Raw genomic sequence first — 20,396 nt, 5'->3', positions numbered from 1 at the left:
GTGTAACTCCACCCCCCGAGGGGGAGGCACGGCTCGCCTTGGGGCGGCCCGGCGGCGGCCGCATACTGGCGCCCGCGTATAGACCACAACTACATTGAGACAAGCACGCCGCAATGAGCGACACCACATTCGACTACATCATCATCGGCGGCGGCACGGCCGGGTCGCTCATGGCCAATCGCCTGAGCGCGGACAAGCGACGCCGCGTGCTGCTCATCGAGGCGGGCAGGAGGGATGACTATCACTGGATTCACATTCCGGTGGGCTATCTGTATTGCATCGGCAATCCTCGAACGGATTGGCTCTACAGCACGGAGCCTGACGTGGGGCTCAACGGCCGTACGCTGCGCTATCCGCGCGGCAAGACGCTGGGCGGCTCGTCGAGCATCAACGGGATGATCTACATGCGAGGCCAGTCGCGCGACTATGACCAATGGGCGCGCATCACGGGTGACGACGAATGGCGCTGGAGCAATGTCCTGCCCGCCTTCAAGAAGCACGAGGATTACTACCTTGGAGCCGACGACATGCACGGCGCCGGCGGCGAATGGCGGGTGGAGAAGCAACGCCTGCGCTGGGACATCCTCGATGCTTTCGCCGAAGCCGCAGTACAAGCTGGCGTGCCTCACAGCACTGACTTCAATCGCGGCAGCAATGAGGGCGTCGGTTACTTCCAGGTCAACCAGAAGAACGGATGGCGCTGGAACACGGCAAAGGCGTTTCTTCGCCCGACCTGCTATGGCCGGCCGAACTTCGAGCTCTGGACCGGGGCGCATGTGTCGCGGCTCCTGTTCGAGCCGCAGCGCGACGGCAGCCCGCGCTGCACCGGCGTGCAAGTGTGGGATGGGCACGAAATGGTGGTTGCCCATGCCACGCGCGAAGTGCTCCTTTGCGCCGGCAGCATCGGCACACCGCAGATCCTGCAACTCTCCGGCATAGGACCCGCCGAGCTTCTGCGTCGGCATGGCATCGACGTGATGCTCGATGCGCCCGGCGTCGGCGCCAACCTGCAGGACCATCTCCAGATCCGCGCGGTCTACAAGATCCAGAACGCAGAGACGCTCAACGTGCTGGCCTCTTCGGTGTACGGCAAGGCAAAGATCGGCATGGAATATCTCTTCAAGCGAAGCGGCCCCATGAGCATGGCGCCTTCGCAGCTCGGTGCCTTCACGCGCAGTTCCCCGGCCTATGAATGGCCCAACCTCGAATTCCACGTGCAGCCGCTCTCGCTCGACGCCTTTGGGGAGCCGCTCCACAGCTTTCCGGCCTTCACCGCGAGTGTTTGCAACCTCAACCCGACCAGCCGCGGCAGCGTGCACATCAGGAGCCCGCGCTTCGAGGATGCGCCAGCCATCACCCCCAACTACCTGAGCACTGACGAGGACCGCAAAGTCGCGGCCGATTCGCTGCGCGTCACGCGGAACATCGCGTCGCAGCCCGCCCTGGCGAAATATTGCCCCGAGGAGTGGAAGCCCGGGCCGCAATACCAAACCGACGAAGAGCTCGCCCGGCTCGCCGGCGATATCGCGACCACCATCTTCCATCCGGTCGGCACCACCCGGATGGGCGCCGACGGCGACCCGATGGCGGTGCTGGACGGACGCTTGCGTGTGCGCGGCGTCGCAGGACTTCGGGTGGTCGACGCAGGCGCCATGCCCACCATCACCAGCGGCAACACGAACAGCCCCACGTTGATGATGGCCGAGAAGGCGGCTGCATGGGTGCGTCAAAACGACGCCTGATTCACAGCGTTTCCAGTTGTTGCAGTTTGACGGGTAATCCCCGATGCACTGCACCGGTGCGCCGAATAAAGTCACGGCACTCGCAAACGGGCCTGCCCGGTGCGCGGGGGACCGAGGAGACATCTTTCGTAGAATCAGAACAATCGACAAAAGGCATCCGGACGAGATGCCGTTTTTTTGAACAAGGCGCCGCTGGTCGGCGCCTTTTCTTTTGGTCCCTCTCATGGAAATTCTGGTGCTCACCCTGGCCTCGCTGTTCGCGGGCTTTGTCGATTCGATCGTTGGCGGAGGCGGATTGATCCTGGTGCCGGCACTGTTCAGCGTGCTTCCTGGCGCTGCGCCGGCCACCTTGCTCGGCACCAACAAGAGCGCCTCGGTCTGGGGCACAGCCGCGGCCACTGCGCAGTTTCATCATCGGGTCGGGCTGCGCTGGCGCACCTTGATTCCCGCTGCCGCCCTCGCCTTTTCCGGCGCACTGGTCGGCGCATGGGGCGTGACGGTGGTGCCAGGCGATTTCCTGCGCAAGCTGCTCCCCATCATTCTGGTGGTGCTGCTTCTCTATACCCTCGCGCGCAAGGACATGGGCCATCACCATGCGCCGAACTTCAGTGGCCGAGCAGAGTTGGCTGCAACAGCGCTGATCGGCTTCACCCTCGGGGTCTACGACGGATTCTTCGGCCCCGGCACCGGGAGCTTTTTCGTCTTCGTCTTCGTGCGCTGGCTCGGTTACGACTTTCTGAATGCGGCTGCGTCGGCCAAGCTGCTGAACACGATGACCAACCTGGGCGCCCTGCTGCTGCTCGGCCTCAAGGGACACGTGATATGGCGCTACGGCCTGGTGATGGCGGTCGCGAACGTCGCTGGAAGCGTGATCGGCGCTCGCGTCGCGATCAAGCATGGCGCGGGTTTCGTCCGAAAGGTTTTTATCGGGGTGGTGAGCGTGCTCATCCTGAAAACCGCATACGACGCTTTTCTGCGCTGAGCTCCCGCGTTGAAGCCTGCGGGTCGGCTTGCGATCTCAGGGAGCCGCTGACGCCGGAGCGGGAGAGCCGTCGGCAGGCCATGCGACCTCGCTGGCGACGCGCGGCTTGCCGATCGGAGCGGTGGCCTTGCCGACCTGGATGGCGGCGAGATCGGCCTCGCTCGGATACTGATTCATCAACCAGTAATCGAATACCCGGCGCGCAAGAGGCGCCGCCGCGCCTGCGCCCCAGCCGGCATTCTCGACAACGACCGCCACCGCGATCTTCGGATCATTCACCGGCGCAAAGGCCATGAAGAGCGCGTGATCGCGCTGGTGCTCTTCAAGTGCCTTGGCGTTGTACTTCGTGTTCTGCGCCTGGGTCACGGCCTGCGCCGTACCCGTCTTGCCGGCGGCCTGGTAGCCAGCGCCAGCAAACACACCCCGTGCCGTACCGGCGGTCACAACGGCAACCAGGCCGTCGCGCACCACGCCGATGTTCGCGCTCGTGAGGCCAATGTTCTCAGCTGGCGGCTGCTCGACGGGCTTGACCTGTCCAGTCACGGTGTCGCGCACCGCGAGTGCCAGATGCGGCTTGTGCTTCAGGCCGCCGTTCGCGACGATGGACGTCGCCTGCGCCAATTGCAGCATCGTGAACGCGTTGTAGCCTTGTCCGATGCCCAGCGAAATCGTTTCACCCGCATACCACTTCTTCTGCTCGGGGCGCTTGTAGGCATTGCGCTTCCATTCGGTGCTCGGCAGCACGCCGCGTACCTCGCCGCCGATGTCGATGCCGGTGATCTGTCCGAATCCCAGCGGCTTCATCGAATCGTGGATCAGGTCCACGCCCATTTCATTGGCCAGCGAGTAGAAATAGATATTGCTCGACAGTTGGATCGCGCGCCGCATGTCGACGCCGCCGATGTTGCCTTCGGGACTACCGAAGCGGTGGCCCCCAAAATTGAAATAACCCGGGTCATTGACCACCACGCTCGGACCGCGTTTGCCGGTCTGCAGCGCAGCCAGCGCCATGAAGGGCTTGTAGGTCGAGCCCGGCGGATAGGTGCCCCGCAGCGCGCGATTGAGCAATGGCTTGTCGATCGACTCACTGAGCTCCTTCCAGCTTTCGGTGTCGATCCCTTCCACGAAAAGATTCGGATCGAAGGTCGGCTTGCTGACGAAAGCCAGGATTTCCCCAGTCCTGGGGTCGATAGCGACCAGCGCTCCACGCCGGTCACCGAACATGTCCTCCACCAGCTTCTGCAGCTTGATGTCGATCGAGAGCATGACGGTGTTGCCCGGCGTTGCGGGATGCGCCGCAAGCCGCCGCACCGCGCGGCCGCCCGCCGACGTTTCCATCTGCTCGACACCGGTCTGGCCGTGCAGCGTTTTTTCGTAGCTCTGTTCGATGCCGAGTTTTCCGATGTACTCGGTGCCCTTGTAGTTGGCCAGGTCCTCGTCCTCCCAATCTTCCATGGCCGTCTTTTCGGCCTGGTTGATGCGGCCGATATAGCCCAGCACATGGCTTGCCAGTTCGCCGTTCGGGTAGTTTCGGAACAAGCGCGCCTTGATTTCGACGCCGGGGAAGCGATAGCGCTGCGCGGCAAAGCGGGCGACTTCCTCGTCGCTCAGGCGCGTGCGAATCGGCACCGAATCAAAACTGCGCGAGTCTTCGCGCAGGCGCTTGAACCGGCGCCGGTCGCGCGGCGAAATCTCCAGAACCTCACCAAGGCTGTCGATGGTTTCTTCGAGGTTGCCGACCTTCGAAGGCGTGATTTCGAGCGTATAGGCTGAATAGTTCGAAGCCAGCACGATGCCGTTGCGATCCAGAATCAGGCCGCGATTGGGCACCACGGGAACGATGGCGGTCCGATTGCTCTCAGCCTGCTCCGCCAAATCTTCATGGCGCACCACCTGCAGATAGACCAGCCGCATGCAAAGAAGGCCGAAACACGTCAGCACCACGAGGCCGATCACGACTACCCGGCGCTTGAAGCGCGAGAGGTCGGCGGCGACGTTTCTGATTTCGGTCATGACTGGATCAGCTTAGACGGGAGCAAGAACGAAAGCAATTGCTCACCTCGAAGTTCACTGGCGCAGGCAACTTCATCTAGAGCGGCCGGTTTGCGTCGGGTTCAGGCGCGCGGCGCTGCGGCGCCAGCAGGAGGAGGCTCACGAAAGGCCAGAGCACTGCCTCGATGACCGGCGCGATCAGCAGCGTCCAGCCGGGGAACACGCCGCCGCCGATCATCCGGATCGCGAGCTCGATGAGGTGGGACACCGCGAAGAGCGGCAGCACCTGCAGCGCCTGCGATACCACGGGAAACCACAGGAGCCGGCGGTGGATCATGATCGCGAAGAAACCGAGCGTCGTGTATGACAGCGCGTGCTGCCCGAGCATGGCCGACTGGTGCACGTCCATCAGAAGGCCGAACACGAAAGCAGCCCCGATGCCGATGCGCGCAGGCTGATGCACGCTCCAGAACACGATCACCAGTGCCAGCAGGTCGGGCGTCCATGCAGCCCGGCCGATCGGCACCATGTTGATCAGGAGCGCGACGACGAGGCTCGCCCACATGAACAATGGGCTGACGGGCAGCAGCAGCTGCTGTTGACCAGGGCGCATGATCATCGCGTGCGCCTCTCTTTCTTGTCGCCTTTGTCTGCCTTGGCGTCCGCCTTGGCATCGGCCTTGTCCGCCTTCTTCTTGGCGGCGGCGGCTGCTGCGGGCGCGACGGGGGCCGGCCGCGGCAAGGCCAGCACGCCCGCGGGTGCCAGCACGAGCACATAGCGCGCAGAGCTCACGTGTCCGACGGGCGCACTGTGAATGCGCGCAAAGGCGGATTCGGCACGGCGCTCGATGCGGTCGATCTTGGCGACGGGCAACCCCGGCGGATAAACACCATCGACCCCGCTGGTCGTGAGGACGTCGCCTTCCTGCACATCCGCATTCGCCGCGATGAAACGCAGTTCAAGTCCGCCCCCGTGCGCGCTGGCATCGCCGAAGGCAACGCTTCGGGCGCCGGTGCGCGTGTTCTGCACGGGAATGGAAAGGTCGCGGTCGATGACCAGCGTGACCTCGCTCGTGAACGGTTGCACCTGCGTGACCTGGCCGAGCACGCCGTTCTCGTCGATCACAGGTGAGCCCGCAGCGATGCCGCTGCTCAGCCCCTGGTCGATGATCAGCTTGCGGGTGTAGGGGTCGGCAGTGTCATAAAGCACCTCTGCCACCCGGCCCGGAGTCTGCGTGGTCTGGCGCAGTTCGAGCATCGCGCGCAGTCGCGCATTTTCCTTGGCGAGCGTGTCCGCCTGGCTTGCCCGCTCCGACTGCAGCGCGAGCGCCTTGCGCGCCTCTGCCTCGTTGTTTTGCGCGGTCTGCAGGTCTTCGAGGTAGCGTCCCCCACCGGCGACGAGTTGCACCGGCTTCAGCGCAAGCCATTGGATCGGATAAAGCACGGCGCCGATGCCGGTTCGCACCGGCTGCACGATGTTGAAGCGCGCGTCGGCCACCATCAGGAACAGCGCAAGCGCGCTGAAGAAGATCAGCTTGCTGAGCGCCGAAGGCCCCTGGTTGAACAAGGGCGGCGCGGTGCGATCTAGCGTCCCGAGCGGCATGACGAGAAGAGTGCCTTAAATTGAAAAAGCCGGCCCTGCGCAGACGCGGGCCGGCCATTTGCGCAACAGCCGCATTATTCGCTGGTAAAGATGCTTCCGAGCCGGTCCATGCGTTCCAAGGCGATGCCGCAGCCTCGCACCACGCAAGTCAGCGGATCTTCGGCCACGAGGACGGGCAGGCCGGTCTCTTCGGCCAGCAGCCGGTCGAGGTCGCGCAAGAGTGCGCCGCCGCCGGTGAGCATCATTCCGCGCTCGGCAATGTCGGCGCCCAATTCCGGAGGCGTTTGCTCCAGCGCGTTCTTGACGGCGGAAACGATGTTGTTGAGCGGATCGGTCAGCGCTTCGAGCACTTCGTTGCTGCTGATCGTGAAGCTGCGCGGCACGCCTTCGCTGAGGTTGCGGCCCTTGACTTCCATTTCCTTGACTTCGGAGCCAGGGAAAGCCGAGCCGATGCTCTTCTTGATGACTTCAGCCGTCGGCTCGCCGATCAGCATGCCGTAATTGCGGCGGATGTAATTGATGATGGCCTCGTCGAAGCGGTCTCCGCCGACGCGGACACTGCCCTTGTAGACCATGCCGCCCAGCGAGATCACGCCGACTTCGGTCGTACCGCCGCCGATGTCGACGACCATCGAGCCGCTGGCTTCGGAAACCGGCAGGCCGGCACCGATCGCGGCGGCCATGGGTTCTTCGATGAGATAGACCGACGTGGCGCCAGCAGCTTCGGCCGCGTCCTTGATGGCGCGGCGCTCGACCTGGGTCGAACCGCAGGGCACGCAGATGATGATGCGCGGGCTGGGCGTGAGCAGCGATCGCGGGTGCACCATCTTGATGAACTGCTTGATCATCTGCTCGGTGATCACGAAATCGGCGATCACGCCGTCCTTCATCGGGCGAATGGCTTCGATGTTGCCGGGCACCTTGCCCAGCATGGCCTTGGCTTCGCGGCCGACCGCCTGGATCACCTTCTTGCCGTGCGGACCGCCTTCATGGCGGATGGCGACGACCGAAGGCTCGTCAAGGACGATGCCCTTGTTGCGAGCGAAGATCAGGGTGTTCGCGGTGCCAAGGTCGATCGCGAGGTCGGTAGAGAAGTACCGACGGAAAGCTCCAAACATTGTGGAATCCTCTGGAGCACGGCATGCGCGTCGGCAGCCGTCGCCCTCTTGCTGGGTCGTTTTTGACGGGGTGGCTTGAAACGTTTTTGCGGCAAATGCCGCCGCGGTCGCGGGGGGTTGCGGCAAAGGCGGGATAATAACCGAATCCCTTGACGCTCCTAGCGTTTTGGCGCACCTTTTACAGGGTGCCATGGGCCTCGTTTTCACGTTCGCCAAGGCTTCTTTCTCCGATGTCCCTCACCACTTCCGATATCGCGCGCATCGCGTCCCTCGCGCGGCTCCAACTGGCTCCCGATGAAAGCGAACGCATGCGCGGCCAGATCAATGGCTTCTTCGACCTCGTCGAACAAATGCGTGCCGTCGACACCACCGGCGTCGAGCCACTCGCCCACCCCGTTGCGACCATCGAGGACGTGACCCTCCGGCTGGCCGAAGACGCCGTGACCGAGCCCAACAATCGCGAAGCCAACCAGCGCAGCGCGCCGGCCGTGGAGAACGGCCTGTTCCTGGTCCCCAAGGTGATCGAATGAGCGCCGCCCCGTTGCATCAATTGAGCGTGACCGAGCTCGCCAAGGCGCTGCGCGATCGCAAGGTGTCCGCCGTCGAAGCCGCCACCGAGCATCTGGCACGCATCGCGCAACACAAGGAACTGGGTGCCTTTGTCGCCATCGACGAAGAAGTGACCATGGTCCAGGCGCGCGCCGCCGACGCAAAGATCGCGGCCGGCCAAGCTGGCGCGCTAACGGGCGTGCCGATCGCCCACAAGGACATCTTCGTCACCGCCGACCTGCCCACGAGTGCAGGCTCGCGCATCCTCTCGGGCTATCGATCGCCTTTTGACGCCACCGTGGTGCGGCGCCTCGCCGAGGCCGGCGCAGTCACGCTCGGCAAGCTGAGCTGCGACGAATTCGCAATGGGTTCGGCCAACGAGAACGTGGCCGTACCCGCTGTCGGCTTTGATCATGCGGTGCCGGTGCGCAATCCATGGGATCCCACCCGCATTCCCGGTGGCTCGTCGGGTGGCAGCGCCGCCGTGGTGGCGGCACGGCTGGCGCCGGCTGCTACGGGCACTGACACCGGCGGTTCGATCCGCCAGCCCGCCTCGTTCTGCGGCATCACCGGCATCAAGCCGACCTACGGCCGCGCTTCGCGCTATGGAATGGTGGCGTTTGCCTCGAGCCTCGACCAGGCTGGTCCGATGGCAAGGTCGGCGGCCGACTGCGCACTGCTGCTCTCCGCGATGTGCGGACCCGACCCGGACCGCGACTCCACGTCACTCGATCGACCCGCCGAAGATTTTTCGCTTCGCCTGGACGAATCGCTTGAAGGCCTTCGCATCGGCGTACCCAAGGAATTCCTTGGCGACGGCGTCGCTCCTGGTGTGCGCGCAGCCATCGAATCGGCGCTCGCCGAGTACGAAAAGCTGGGCGCTCGCCGCATGGAGATCACGCTGCCGCGCACAGAGCTTTCCATCCCCGTCTACTACATCATTGCGGCCGCCGAAGCATCGAGCAACCTGAGCCGCTTCGACGGCGTCAAGTTCGGCCATCGCGCCAAGGACTACCGCGACCTCGCCGACATGTACGGCAAGACGCGCGAGGAAGGCTTTGGTGACGAAGTCAAGCGGCGCATCATGATCGGCACCTACGTGCTGTCGCATGGCTATTACGACGCCTATTACCTGCAAGCCCAGAAGGTCCGCCGCATGATCGCGGACGACTTCCAGCAGGCGTTCAGGCAATGCGACGTCATTGTCGGTCCCGCGGCACCTACGGTCGCCTGGAAGCTCGGCGAGCATGGCGGCGACCCCGTGGCGGACTATCTCGCAGACATCTTCACGCTGCCCGCATCGTTGGCGGGCCTGCCCGGCATGAGCGTTCCGGCCGGCTTCGACGGTGGCATGCCGGTCGGCCTGCAACTGATCGGCAACTATTGCGACGAGGCCCGGTTGCTCAACGCGGCACACCGCTTCCAGCAGGCCACCGACTGGCACCAGCGCGCACCGGCCGGCTATTGATGGCGAAGAATTGACATGAGCGAAATCAACACTTTCGAAGCCGCGCAGAGCGGACGTCCGACAGGGCCGCTGGTGCGCGGCTATGAAGTCATCATCGGCTTCGAGACCCACGCGCAACTGTCCACCGCATCCAAGATCTTCAGCCGCGCATCGACGGCCTTCGGCGCGGAGCCGAACACGCAAGCGTGCGCGGTCGACCTCGCGCTGCCCGGCACGCTTCCGGTGATGAACAAAGGCGCGGTCGAACGCGCCATCAAGCTCGGCCTGGCGCTGGGCTCGCACATTGCGCCTCGCAGCGTGTTCGCGCGCAAGAACTACTTCTATCCCGATCTGCCCAAGGGCTATCAGATCAGCCAGTTCGAGATCCCCGTCGTGCAGGGCGGCTCGGTGAGCTTCTTCCTCGGCGATGAAAAGAAGACGGTGCGACTGGTACGCGCCCATCTCGAGGAAGATGCGGGCAAGTCGCTGCACGAAGATTTCATCGGTCAGTCGGGCATCGACCTGAACCGCGCCGGCACGCCGCTGCTGGAAATCGTGACCGAGCCCGACATGCGCTCGACCGCCGAAGCCGTCGCCTACGCACGCGAATTGCACAAGATCGTCACCTGGATCGGTATCTGCGACGGCAACATGCAGGAAGGCAGCTTCCGCTGCGACGCGAATGTCTCCGTCCGCAGGCCCGGCGACCCGCTGGGCACGCGCCGCGAGATCAAGAACCTGAACAGCTTCAAGTTCATGCAACAGGCGATCGACTACGAGATCCGCTGGCAGATCGAAGAGATCGAAGACGGCCGCGAGATCCAGCAGGCGACGGTGCTCTTCGACCCCGACACGGGCGAAACACGCGCCATGCGAACCAAGGAAGACGCGGCCGACTACCGCTACTTCCCCGATCCCGACCTTCCACCGCTTGCGATCGCCGCCGAATGGATCGAGCGCGTTCGCGCGGAGATGCCCGAATTGCCTCGCGCGATGGCCGAACGCTACGTGCAGGCGCACGGCCTGTCCGAGTACGACGCCACCCAGCTCACCCAAAGCCCGGCGCTCGCACGTTACTTCGACGACGCCGCGAGCGCCGGCGCCTCACCCAAACTGGCCAGCAACTGGATCACCGGCGAAATCGCCCGCCGCCTGAACCAGCAGGACATCGCCATCACCGAAGCCCCCGTGAGCGCGGCGCAACTGGCAAAACTCATCCAGCGAATCAGCGACGGCACCGTATCGAACAACGCTGCACGCCAGGTATTCGACACCCTCTGGACCGGCGAGGGGCAGGACGTCGACGCGGTGATCGAAGCCAAGGGCCTGAAGCAGATGAGCGACACCAGCGCCCTCGAAAAAATCATCGAAACCGTCCTCGCCTCCAACCAGAAGAACATCGACGAATACCGCGCCGGCAAGGACAAGGCCTTCAACGCCCTCGTAGGCCAAGTCATGAAAGCCAGCCAGGGCAAAGCCAACCCCGCCCAAGTCAACGCCCTCCTGAAAGCCAAGCTAGGCTAGTGAGTCAGCCGCGGCGCGCATAAAACGTGAGCCCTTCTTCGCGAAACACCGCGGAACCGGCTCCGCCGGGCCGCTGGTGTTGCCCCCGGTAGGGGGTAGGCGAAGCGACACGAAGTGCGCATAGCCTGGGGGCGAGCAACAGAAACACCGCGGAACCGGCTCCGCCGGGCCGCTGGTGTTGCCCCCGGCAGGGGGTAGGCGAAGCGACACGAAGTGCGCATAGCCTGGGGGCGAGCAACAGGAACCCCGTGGAACCGGCTTCGCCGGGCCACCGGGGTTGCCCCCGGTCAGGGGGTGGAGAGCGACACGAAGTGCGCGAACCTGGGGGCGAGTTACGTTTTCCAAAGCGGCTTAAGCCGAGCCAACTCTTCATCGAAGCGCGCATTGACGCGCTTCTTCTCTTCTTCCTGTTCCGCAATGAACCGGTTCTGCACCTCGACGCTCCGGGCGTTGTCTTCGGCCTTGCGCCGGATCGAGCCCGGCGCCTTGGACGGGTCGGCCTTGTAGAACTCGAGTTCCTCATCGACTCTCTTGCGCTCGTCAGCCAGTTCGCTGAGGCGCTTTTTGGCGGCCAGGATCACCGCATCGATCTGCACCAGCGCCTCGGCGCGTTCTCGGTTGTGCGCAGCCGCATTGGGATAACGGATCAGCAATGCACGTTCGCGCCGCCGCTCTTCGATCTGGCGTGACGCCAGGAGCTGCGCCTGGCGCTCGCGCTCTTCGCGCTCTGCCTGCTCGCGCGGTGTGTAGGTCGGTTCGACCTTGCGCCGTATCGTGCCACTCGGGTTCAGTTCGCGCTGCTCCCGGTCGATGCAGTCGGGAATAGGCCGGTCCGCCGTGATGGTGTGGCCTCGCGAATCGACGCAACTGTAGATTCCGGCATTGCTGCCGGCGCCGCCAGTGCCGCCGGCCGGCGAGCGCGCTGCGCCGGCTTGTTGCGCCTGGACTTCGCCGGCAATGACCAGCGTGAGCGCCAGGAATCCAATCAGTGCATAGGTTCTCGCCAACGTGAGTCCTTCAGGCGGGTTGAATCAACGCGCGCCGTATCGGGTCCTGTATGCCAGCACCGCTTGGTGATGGGCGCCCAGTTCGCCGTCGGCGCGGCCTGAGAGGTACTGTAACAAGTCGTCCAGCGTTGCGATCGCAATCACGTGCAGTCCGAGTTGATTACGTACATATTGCACAGCGCTGTGGTCCACGTCCTGTCCGTTCTCGGTCGCCTTCTCTTGACGATCGAGCGCGATCGCCACCGCGTGCGCGGTTGCGCCGGCGGCCTGGATCGCAGCAATGGACTCCCGCACGGCGGTACCCGCAGACATCACATCGTCGACAATCAGCACGCGCCCCTTGAGCGGCGCACCGACAAGCGAGCCGCCCTCGCCGTGGTCCTTCGCTTCCTTGCGGTTATAGGCAAACGGCACGTTGCGTCCGCGGCGCGCGAGTTCAGCGGCCAATGTGGCGCCAAGAGGAATGCCTTTGTACGCAGGCCCGAAGATCATGTCGAATTCGAGCCCGCTGGCGATCAGCCGGTCTGCATAGAATCCGGCGAGTCGCGCGAGCTTGGCGCCATCGTCGAACAGGCCCGCGTTGAAGAAATAGGGACTCATGCGGCCAGCCTTGGTCTTGAACTGACCGAAGCGCAGCACCCCCGACTCCAGAGCGAACTGCACAAACTCCTGTGCCAGTTCGCCGCCCTCTTCAATCTCTCCAGCCATAGGGAATGTCCTTCGTGTTCAAACTGACCAGCCTCAACCTCAACGGCCTGCGATCGGCTGCCACCAAAGGCGTGGCCGACTGGGTGGCCGAACTGGCGCCGGATTGTATTTGCATGCAGGAAATCCGCGTGCAAGCGAGCGACATCGAAGGCAGGTTCGAGGAAATGGCGGGCTTGAAGGGCTACTTCCATTTCGCGGAGAAAAAGGGCTACGCCGGCACTGCGGTCTATGCGAAGCATGCCCCGAGCGACGTCATCGTGGGCTGGGGCGATCGCGAGTTCGACGCCGAGGGCCGCTATCTCGAATTGCGCTTCGACACGCCCCAACGCAAGCTGTCGATCATCAGCTGCTACTTTCCGAGCGGCTCGTCAGGCGAAGAGCGGCAAGCCGCGAAGTTTCGATTCCTCAAGGGCTTCTTTCCGCATCTCGTGGCGCTCAAGCGGGAGCGCGAATTCGTGCTTTGCGGCGACATCAATATCGCGCACAAGGAAATCGACCTGAAGAACTGGCGTGGCAACCAGAAGAACAGCGGCTTCCTGCCCGAAGAGCGCGCGTGGATGACCAACCTGCTGGACGCAGGCGCTGAAGGCGCCGGGCTCGTGGACGTCTACCGGATGCTCAAGCCCGAGACGACCGAAGAGGCCTACACGTGGTGGAGCAACCGCGGGCAGGCCTATGCCAAGAACGTGGGCTGGCGGCTGGACTACCACCTCGCAACACCGCAAATTGCCACGCTCGCGCGCAACGAATCGATCTTCAAGACGCTGAAGTTCAGCGATCACGCGCCGATCACGATCGAGTACGACCTCGCGCTGTAGCAGCGGCTATCGGGAGAGCGCCGGCAGCGCCTTGACAAGCGTTTCGCCGAATGACCGCATCGCTTCGCTCTCGTACGCGCCGCGCTTGGTGATGCGAAAGAAATCCATGCCGACCTTCGGCTTGACCAGCACATCCGTACGCACCCGGTGACGCCGGCATGCCGCGAGGGCGAAAGTGGGCATCACGGCAGTTCCGAAACCCGCCTCGACCATCGAGATCATCGTGCCGAAGAAGTTGAACGACTGCCGCTGCTGCGCATCGGCACGGCCGATCGCGCCGAGATGAACGTCGATGACTCTCTGGATCGGATTGTTCTGCGGCAGTGCCACCAGCTCCGCGGAACGCAGCGCCGACCATGACACCGTGCCCGTGGTCGACGAAACATCCTCCGATTCGGCCGGCGCGACGCGCATCAGCTGAAAGCGGCCCACGGGCGTCCGGTCGAGTTCTGGCGCCGCCTTGAAGAAAAACCCCAGGCCCATGTCCGCTTCGCCGCTGACAACCAGCTCTTCGACGTTGCGCAAGTCGGCGTCGAAGAGGCGCAGGTTGACCGACGGGTGGTCCTCGCGAAACTGACGGAACACCTGCGGCAACAGGTTGGACGACACCAGCGGCGTTGCCGCGATGCGCAAAGTCTGCCGAGCGGCATCGCCCTCGATGCCGAGCCGCGAGGTGACATCGTCGAGATCGGTGACCACGCGCTCGACCACCGGCAGCAAGCGGCGGCCGGCCGACGTCAGACTCACCATTCGCGTGGTGCGATCGAACAGGCGACAGCCGAGCTGGCGCTCCATCTCGCGCACGAGAGTGCTCAGCCCTGCCTGGGTCATGTGCGCTTGCTCGGCGGCTCGGGTGAAGTTTCCGATGCGGGCCACATGAAGAAAGGCGCGCATCTGACGGACCGACAGATTCATATGGTTTCATGATAGATCCATACGACATCTAAATTTCCCAAATGACCGTCACCTCGGTCTAATTCGCCTTTTGAGGTCCGGTGTCGGTGTTGACACCGGACTGGATAAGGGAGACAAGGATGAGCGTGAGCATGAGCAAGGACAAGCAACCCCAAGTGATCGTGCTGGGGGCTGGTATCGGCGGCTTGACCTTGGCGCTGAGCCTGCACCAGGCAGGCATCGCGTGCCGCGTGTACGAGGCGGTGCCCGAACTGAAGCCGCTGGGCGTCGGCATCAACCTTTTGCCACACGCGGTCCGCGAACTGACCGAGCTTGGCCTGGCCGGCGCACTCCAGGCCGTGGGCGTCCGCACGCAGGAATCGGTCTTCTTCAATTCGCACGGGCAACTGGCATTTCGCGAAGCGGCAGGCAGCGCGGCGGGCTACGACTGGCCGCAATACTCGATCCATCGCGGCGACCTTCACAGCATCCTTCTCGCTGCCACGCTGGAGCGCCTCGGCGCCGATTCCGTGGTCTGCGGCCACCGTTGCGCCGGCGTGGACCAGGACGACACCGGCGTCACGGCGCGTTTCACTGCGCCGAACGGGGCGCCACTGGCCAGCGCGAGAGCCTCCGTGGCGGTGGGCTGCGACGGCATTCACTCGGTGCTGCGCAAGCAGTTCTATCCCGATGAAGGCGCGCCGCGGTATTCGGGCGTCAACATGTGGCGCGGCACGGCCGTGCACAAGCCCTTTCTGTCGGGCGCGAGCATGGTGCGCGCAGGCTGGCTCGATCAAGGAAAGATGGTGATCTATCCGATCCGCAACAACGTGGACGGCCAGGGAAACCAACTGGTCAACTGGGTCGCTGAAATCCACGCGCCAAAGCCCGCGCTGCAGGACTGGAGCCGCCCCGGCCGCCTCGAAGACTTTCTGCCGGCGTTCGAGAACTGGCATTTCGATTGGCTCGACATCCCGGCGCTGATCCGCTCTTCAGACTCGATCCTCGAATACCCGATGGTCGACCAGGACCCTCTGCCGAAGTGGACGCACGGGCGCCTCACATTGTTGGGCGATGCGGCGCATCCGATGGTGCCGCGCGGCTCGAACGGCGCCGGCCAGGCCATCATCGACGCACGCTATCTCGCGGGCGCACTGCACAAGCGGGGCGTGGGCAACTCGGCCCTCGAGGACTACGACCGCGTGCGCGTGAAAGCCACCACAAACGTCGTGCTCACCAACCGCAGCAATCCACCGGACACGATCCTTCGCGAAGTCTTCGAACGGACCGGCGGTCGGCGCTTTGAACAACTGGACGAATTCGTGACGCAGCAAGAGTTGCAAACCATTTCGGACAACTACAAGCGCGTCGCTGGCTTCGACCCGGTCGCGCTGAAGGATCGTCCTTCATACCTTTGATTTTCGAAAACCAGAAGGAGACAACCATGCGCAAACTGACCCGATTCCTTGGCGCCTTTGCCATGGCTGCCAGCGCTGTCGCTGCCCATGCATGGCCCGATCAGCCGATCACGCTCGTCGTGCCGTACACGCCCGGCACAGGCATCGACCTCGTCGCCCGACAGTTGTCGGCGCGGCTTCCCGCGTTGCTGGGCCAGCCGGTCGTTGTCGAGAACATCGCCGGCGCCAGCGGCAACATCGGCAGCGAGAAAGTGGCGCGCGCCAAGCCTGACGGCTACACGCTCATGGTGCAAGTCAACACGCTGGTGATGAACAAGAGCCTGTACAAATCGCTCTCGTACGACCCTGTCGCCGACTTCACGCCGGTGTCTCTCACGTCGTGGGGCACATTGCTGCTGGTGACCAACCCCAGTGTGCAAAAGACCACTTCCGTTTCGCAGATGGTGGCCGCTGCCAAGGCCAATCCGGGCAAGCTGAACTACGCCACACCGGGCGTCGGCACACCGCACCATCTCTCGATGGCGATGCTCCTGCAAAGCTCCGGCGCGGAAATGCTGCACGTGCCCTACAAAGGCACCGCCGGGGCCGTGACCGATCTGCTCGGCGGACGCATCGACTACATGTTCCTGCCCGTGCATGTCGCGCTGCAGCACATCCAGGCCGGCAAACTCAAGGCCATCGCCACGGGCAGCGAAAAGCGCCTGCCCCAGTTGCCGGACGTACCGACGCTCGCTGAAGCCGGCATCAAGGGCGGCAACGTCGACATGTGGTACGGGGTGCTTGCACCCAAGGGCACGCCGCCCGCTGTGGTCGCACGACTCAACAAGGAAATCGGCGCTGTGCTCAAGCAACCGGAAGTCGCGAAAGCCTTCGAAGCACAGGGCATGGTGCCCGCGTCATCGACGCCTGAGGAATTCGGCGCGCTGATCAAGAAGGATGAGAAGCGCTGGGCCGAGGTGGTTCAGCGCGGCGGCATCACGGCAGACTGACGGCAGTCAGCGTCGATGGTCATCGCTCAGGCCGGCGGGCGCGGCCCGCGTGCCTCGCCATGTGCATTTCATGCAGCGTGATCTTGCGCACCTCCGACTGACTCGTCTCGATGTGCGCGCGCAGCAGCATGGCGGCCTGATCGCCACGGTTGGCGCGAATGGCCTTCAAGATCTTCGCGTGCTCGTCATAGGTGGCGTCGATACGCGGCTGCTTCGTGAAGTCGAGCCGACGAATGATGCGGATGCGGTCGGTCACGTCGCGGTGTACGCGCGCCATTTCGGCGTTGCCTGCTGCTTCGACCAGCGAGCAGTGAAAGGCCTCGTCCCACTGCGCGACCTGCACCGTGTCTGCGCTGCGCTGCGCAGTGGGCACGAGCCAGATGCCCGCGAGGCTGTCGAGCAGGCTGCGATCGACCCGATGATCGCTTTCGCACAGGCGATGCACCGCAGTGGTCTCCAGCACCATCCGCAAGTCATACAACTGCTCGAACTGATCGAAGTCGAATGGCAGCACCCGCCAGCCGCTGCGAAACAGAACTTCGACAAAGCCTTCCTGCTGAAGCCTGAAAAGCGCCTGCCGCACCGGCGTGCGCGACACGCCGAGTCGCTCACTGATTTCGTTCTCGGTAAAACGATCGCCAGGCACGAGGCTGAATTCGGCCACGTCACGCTTGAGTTGCGCATAGACCTCATCCGCGCGCGTACGGAACGCCGGTTCATGCAAAGCGGCTTGCGATGGAGCGATGGGGGATCGAACGGTCGGCACGTGGCAGATGTTAGTGCTTGCCGAGCGCAGCAAGCAACGAGGAACTCAGAGCCGTCCATCCGACGATGGCCCCCTGCGCACGAATCATTTCGAGCGCAGCCGCCTTGAAGGCGGGAAAGTAGCTTTCGGTGCAATCTTCAAGCAGAAGGCAGTCGTAGCCGCGATCATTGGCCTCACGCATGCTGGTCTGCACACACACTTCGGTGGTCACGCCGCCGAAGAGCAGATGCGTGATACCGCGCCGTCGAAGCATCTCGTGCAGCCCGGTCGCGTAGAACGCGCCCTTGCCGGGTTTGTCGACAACGATTTCTCCCTCGATCGGAGCGAGCGCATCGATGATCTGATTGCCCGGTTCACCCATCACCAGGATTCGGCCCATGGGTCCTTGATCGCCGATGCGCAAGCTCGGGTTGCCGCGATTGCGCTTGGCCGGTGGGCAATCGGAAAGATCCGGGCGGTGTGCCTCGCGGGTGTGAACGACAAGGCCGCCAGCATCTCGCCAAGCCTCGAGGGTTTTCTTGGTCGCCGGGACGATGGCTTCAAGCAACGAGACGTCGTTGCCCARACTCTCGCCGAAGCCACCCGGCTCGATGAAGTCGCGCTGCATGTCGATGAGGACCAGGGCCGTCTTCTGAAGGTCGAAGTCGTAAGGGAAGGGGGTGGCGGCTACCTGCATTTCGTGTCTTCGGTAGGTTGGGGGTGGCGGAGGCGGGCGGTGTGCCTTGAGCCGGCCGACGTCACCGGCCCTTCGGGCTGCCCTGCGCTGCTCACGGTACGCGGGGTCTCGCTCAAACTCGCCTGCGGCTCAAACAGTCGCGAGCCCTGATCCGCGTACCGCTGCGCTGCTCGGCGGTGCCTCAACGGCCGGCCCAAGGCACACCGCCCGCCTCCGCTGAGAGGGTGGGGGTGATTTGTCCGCTTCCCGCACTGCGATGGACTCGCAGGCTGCAGACGCTCGAAGCGCGCGCGTCCCCAGCGCAACCACTGAGCCCGGTATGCGGTGCGGGCTGTGCGACCCTTCTGCGCCGCCGAAGCGCGCAGAGTCAGGCGGATCAGGGCCGCGTGTGTCTGAGCGCAGCGAGTTTCACGCGGACCCCGCCTGAGTCGAGCACTGCAGGGAAGCCCGAAGGGCCGGCGCAGCGGGGTCGCACAGCCCGCACCGCATACCGGGCGGCCCCCCCAAGCAACAGAAACCGGCACAAACCCACGACGCCTCATGAAGCCACCACAGCGTGCTCCCCGCCCCCCATATGTGCCCCCAGCACATGCCTCTCAGCCGTAGCAGCAGGCGTCTCGAACACCACACGCCCTTCGCTCATCACCACGATCCGGTCCGCCATCTCCAGCAGCTCATCGAGGTCCTCGCTGATCAGCAACACCGCCCCGCCCCGAGCCCGCACCTGCACGATGCGGCTGTGAATCTCCGCCACTGCCGCGAAGTCCAAGCCGAACACCGGATTCGCAGCGATCAACACATTGATATCGCCCGCCAGTTCTCTCGCCAGCACCGCGCGCTGCACATTGCCCCCTGAGAGGCTGCGAATCGGTGCGCCCTCCCCCTGCGTCTTGACGCCGTATTCAGCAATCCATTCGCGCGCACGACTGCGCCATAGCGGGAAGTTGAGTACGCCAGCGCCCATCGTTTGCCACGCCAGCGGCGGTTGGTCGAAATCGCGAAGTGCCATGTTTTCCGCAACGCTGAGATCGCCGACGCAGGCATTGCGCAGCGGCTCCTCGGGCAGGCTGCGCACCTTCAGGCGCCGGTTCTCCTCGCGCCGTGCGCCGTAGGGTTTGCCCATGACCGTGACTTGCCCTGCGAGGCGCGGCCGTTGCCCCACCAGCGCCTCCACCATCTCTCGCTGACCATTGCCCGAGACGCCGGCCACGCCCAGGATTTCGCCGGCGCGCACGCTCAAGCTGAGATCGTGCACCGCCAGCGTGCCGCGATCACCCTGCGCACGAAGCCCGTCGATGCGCAATGCCACGGGTGCATCCGCCGGCGTGTCCTTCATGGCATGCAGCGCGCGCCCCGACGGCGCCGCCGTGTCGCTCTCCGGCGGCGGCGCTTCGCCTTCACCCATCATGGCGGCCGCGAGCCTCGCCGGGTTCGTGTCAGGCACCCTGCAGTGGTGCACCGCCTTGCCGCGACGCAGCACCGTCACGCTGTCGGCATAAGCCATCACCTCGCGAAACTTGTGCGTGATGATCAGCACGGTGCACATCCCGCTCAGCGCGAAATCGCGCACGTGGCCCAGTACCTCGTCGGCCTCTTGCGGTGTCAGCACCGAAGTCGGCTCGTCGAGGATCAGCAGGCGCGGCTTCAAATAAAGCTGCTTCAGCAGTTCGAGCTTCTGCTTCTCGCCAGCCGCGAGTTCCGAAGGCCGGACATCCAAGTCGAGCGCAAAAGGCGTCGTCGCCAGAAAGTCTTTCAGCTCGGCGCGCTTTCGCCTCCAGTCGATCATGGCCGGCGTCTTGCCGCCCGCCAGCAACAGGTTTTCCGCGACCGTCATGCCGGGTGCCAACGTGAAGTGCTGGTAGACCATGCCGATGCCGAGCGCCCGCGCGACGATCGGGTTCGCGATGTCCTGCTCGCGCCCATCGATCATGATGCTGCCCTCCTCGGCGCGCTGGAACCCCGCCACACACTTCACCAGCGTGCTCTTGCCGGCGCCGTTTTCTCCGAGCAGCGCATGCACCGTCCCCGGCTCGACATGCATGGTCACATGATCCATCGCCGTGAAGCTGCCGAAGCGCTTGGTGAGCTCGTAGGTGTCAAGCGCCAGCGCCCCAACGGCGGGTGGGCTCGGATTGACAGGGGCGATCATGCTCGGGGCCCTTCT

Annotated in this window: 18 protein-coding genes; 8 read left to right on the top strand and 10 right to left on the bottom strand. The window is 64.2% G+C overall.

What is annotated here, in order from left to right:
- Nucleotides 1-113 precede the first annotated feature (113 nt).
- Both AC1DMA_RS16930 and AC1DMA_RS16925 read left to right on the top strand, forming a co-directional pair.
- Nucleotides 114-1,742 carry a GMC family oxidoreductase gene (locus tag AC1DMA_RS16930; protein ID WP_478144926.1) on the top strand — a complete coding sequence of 543 codons (1,629 nt, stop codon included), beginning with the start codon at nucleotides 114-116 and terminating at the stop codon, nucleotides 1,740-1,742.
- A gap of 223 nt (nucleotides 1,743-1,965) precedes the next feature.
- A complete protein-coding gene (locus AC1DMA_RS16925) occupies nucleotides 1,966-2,724 on the top strand; it encodes a sulfite exporter TauE/SafE family protein (protein ID WP_478128831.1) in 759 nt (252 codons plus the stop codon).
- Nucleotides 2,725-2,760: 36 nt separating this feature from the next.
- Here AC1DMA_RS16925 and mrdA read toward each other — a convergent pair whose 3' ends face one another.
- The 4 genes from mrdA to AC1DMA_RS16905 form a co-directional block, all read right to left on the bottom strand.
- Complete coding sequence (gene mrdA / locus AC1DMA_RS16920) at nucleotides 2,761-4,737, bottom strand: penicillin-binding protein 2 (RefSeq protein ID WP_478128832.1); 1,977 nt, start codon at nucleotides 4,735-4,737, stop codon at nucleotides 2,761-2,763.
- Between the two features lie 76 nt (nucleotides 4,738-4,813).
- Entirely contained in the window at nucleotides 4,814-5,335 is a 522-nt protein-coding gene (mreD, locus tag AC1DMA_RS16915; RefSeq protein ID WP_478128833.1) for a rod shape-determining protein MreD, read from the bottom strand.
- Nucleotides 5,332-6,318: a rod shape-determining protein MreC gene (mreC, locus tag AC1DMA_RS16910; RefSeq protein ID WP_478128834.1), complete on the bottom strand. Its 987-nt coding sequence runs from the start codon at nucleotides 6,316-6,318 to the stop codon at nucleotides 5,332-5,334. The genes mreD and mreC overlap by 4 nt, the downstream gene beginning before the upstream one ends.
- 74 nt (nucleotides 6,319-6,392) lie before the next feature.
- A complete protein-coding gene (locus AC1DMA_RS16905) occupies nucleotides 6,393-7,436 on the bottom strand; it encodes a rod shape-determining protein (RefSeq protein ID WP_028249609.1) in 1,044 nt (347 codons plus the stop codon).
- Between the two features lie 230 nt (nucleotides 7,437-7,666).
- Between AC1DMA_RS16905 and gatC the strand changes: the two genes are divergently transcribed.
- The 3 genes from gatC to gatB are packed head-to-tail and all read left to right on the top strand — an operon-like array spanning nucleotide 7,667 to nucleotide 10,956.
- Complete coding sequence (gatC, locus tag AC1DMA_RS16900; protein WP_478128835.1) at nucleotides 7,667-7,966, top strand: Asp-tRNA(Asn)/Glu-tRNA(Gln) amidotransferase subunit GatC; 300 nt, start codon at nucleotides 7,667-7,669, stop codon at nucleotides 7,964-7,966.
- Entirely contained in the window at nucleotides 7,963-9,453 is a 1,491-nt protein-coding gene (gene gatA / locus AC1DMA_RS16895; RefSeq protein ID WP_478128836.1) for an Asp-tRNA(Asn)/Glu-tRNA(Gln) amidotransferase subunit GatA, read from the top strand. The genes gatC and gatA overlap by 4 nt, the downstream gene beginning before the upstream one ends.
- 15 nt (nucleotides 9,454-9,468) lie before the next feature.
- Nucleotides 9,469-10,956, top strand: a complete 1,488-nt coding sequence (gatB, locus tag AC1DMA_RS16890) for an Asp-tRNA(Asn)/Glu-tRNA(Gln) amidotransferase subunit GatB (protein WP_478128837.1) — start codon at nucleotides 9,469-9,471, stop codon at nucleotides 10,954-10,956.
- Between the two features lie 332 nt (nucleotides 10,957-11,288).
- On the opposite strand, the gene AC1DMA_RS16885 is transcribed toward gatB, so the two are convergent.
- Both AC1DMA_RS16885 and pyrE read right to left on the bottom strand, forming a co-directional pair.
- Nucleotides 11,289-11,963, bottom strand: coding sequence for a DUF4124 domain-containing protein (locus AC1DMA_RS16885; protein ID WP_478128838.1), 675 nt, complete (start codon nucleotides 11,961-11,963; stop codon nucleotides 11,289-11,291).
- A gap of 24 nt (nucleotides 11,964-11,987) precedes the next feature.
- On the bottom strand, nucleotides 11,988-12,671 hold the full coding sequence (gene pyrE / locus AC1DMA_RS16880; RefSeq protein ID WP_478144925.1) for an orotate phosphoribosyltransferase: 684 nt from the start codon (nucleotides 12,669-12,671) through the stop codon (nucleotides 11,988-11,990).
- Nucleotides 12,672-12,685: 14 nt separating this feature from the next.
- Between pyrE and AC1DMA_RS16875 the strand changes: the two genes are divergently transcribed.
- Nucleotides 12,686-13,489 (top strand): exodeoxyribonuclease III, encoded by an 804-nt coding sequence (locus AC1DMA_RS16875; RefSeq protein ID WP_478144924.1) that lies wholly within the window; start codon nucleotides 12,686-12,688, stop codon nucleotides 13,487-13,489.
- A 6-nt stretch (nucleotides 13,490-13,495) separates the two neighbouring features.
- Here the strand turns inward: AC1DMA_RS16875 and AC1DMA_RS16870 are convergent, their stop codons facing one another.
- Nucleotides 13,496-14,404 (bottom strand): LysR family transcriptional regulator, encoded by a 909-nt coding sequence (locus AC1DMA_RS16870; protein WP_478144923.1) that lies wholly within the window; start codon nucleotides 14,402-14,404, stop codon nucleotides 13,496-13,498.
- Nucleotides 14,405-14,535: 131 nt separating this feature from the next.
- Here AC1DMA_RS16870 and AC1DMA_RS16865 point away from each other — a divergent pair, with 131 nt between their 5' ends.
- Together AC1DMA_RS16865 and AC1DMA_RS16860 are read left to right on the top strand one after the other, a co-directional pair.
- Nucleotides 14,536-15,801, top strand: coding sequence for a flavin-dependent oxidoreductase (locus AC1DMA_RS16865; protein ID WP_478144922.1), 1,266 nt, complete (start codon nucleotides 14,536-14,538; stop codon nucleotides 15,799-15,801).
- Between the two features lie 26 nt (nucleotides 15,802-15,827).
- Nucleotides 15,828-16,790, top strand: a complete 963-nt coding sequence (locus AC1DMA_RS16860; RefSeq protein WP_478144921.1) for a tripartite tricarboxylate transporter substrate binding protein — start codon at nucleotides 15,828-15,830, stop codon at nucleotides 16,788-16,790.
- Nucleotides 16,791-16,809: 19 nt separating this feature from the next.
- Here the strand turns inward: AC1DMA_RS16860 and AC1DMA_RS16855 are convergent, their stop codons facing one another.
- The 3 genes from AC1DMA_RS16855 to AC1DMA_RS16845 form a co-directional block, all read right to left on the bottom strand.
- Nucleotides 16,810-17,556 (bottom strand): GntR family transcriptional regulator, encoded by a 747-nt coding sequence (locus tag AC1DMA_RS16855; protein ID WP_478128844.1) that lies wholly within the window; start codon nucleotides 17,554-17,556, stop codon nucleotides 16,810-16,812.
- Between the two features lie 10 nt (nucleotides 17,557-17,566).
- A complete protein-coding gene (locus tag AC1DMA_RS16850) occupies nucleotides 17,567-18,232 on the bottom strand; it encodes a cysteine hydrolase family protein (protein WP_478144920.1) in 666 nt (221 codons plus the stop codon).
- A gap of 538 nt (nucleotides 18,233-18,770) precedes the next feature.
- Nucleotides 18,771-20,381 carry an ABC transporter ATP-binding protein gene (locus AC1DMA_RS16845; RefSeq protein WP_478144919.1) on the bottom strand — a complete coding sequence of 537 codons (1,611 nt, stop codon included), beginning with the start codon at nucleotides 20,379-20,381 and terminating at the stop codon, nucleotides 18,771-18,773.
- Between the last annotated feature and the right edge of the window lie 15 nt (nucleotides 20,382-20,396).

This window comes from Variovorax sp. 05N34, from assembly GCF_056397405.1.
Note: the sequence above shows the minus strand (reverse complement) of the source record. Positions and strands in the feature narration are given on the sequence as shown.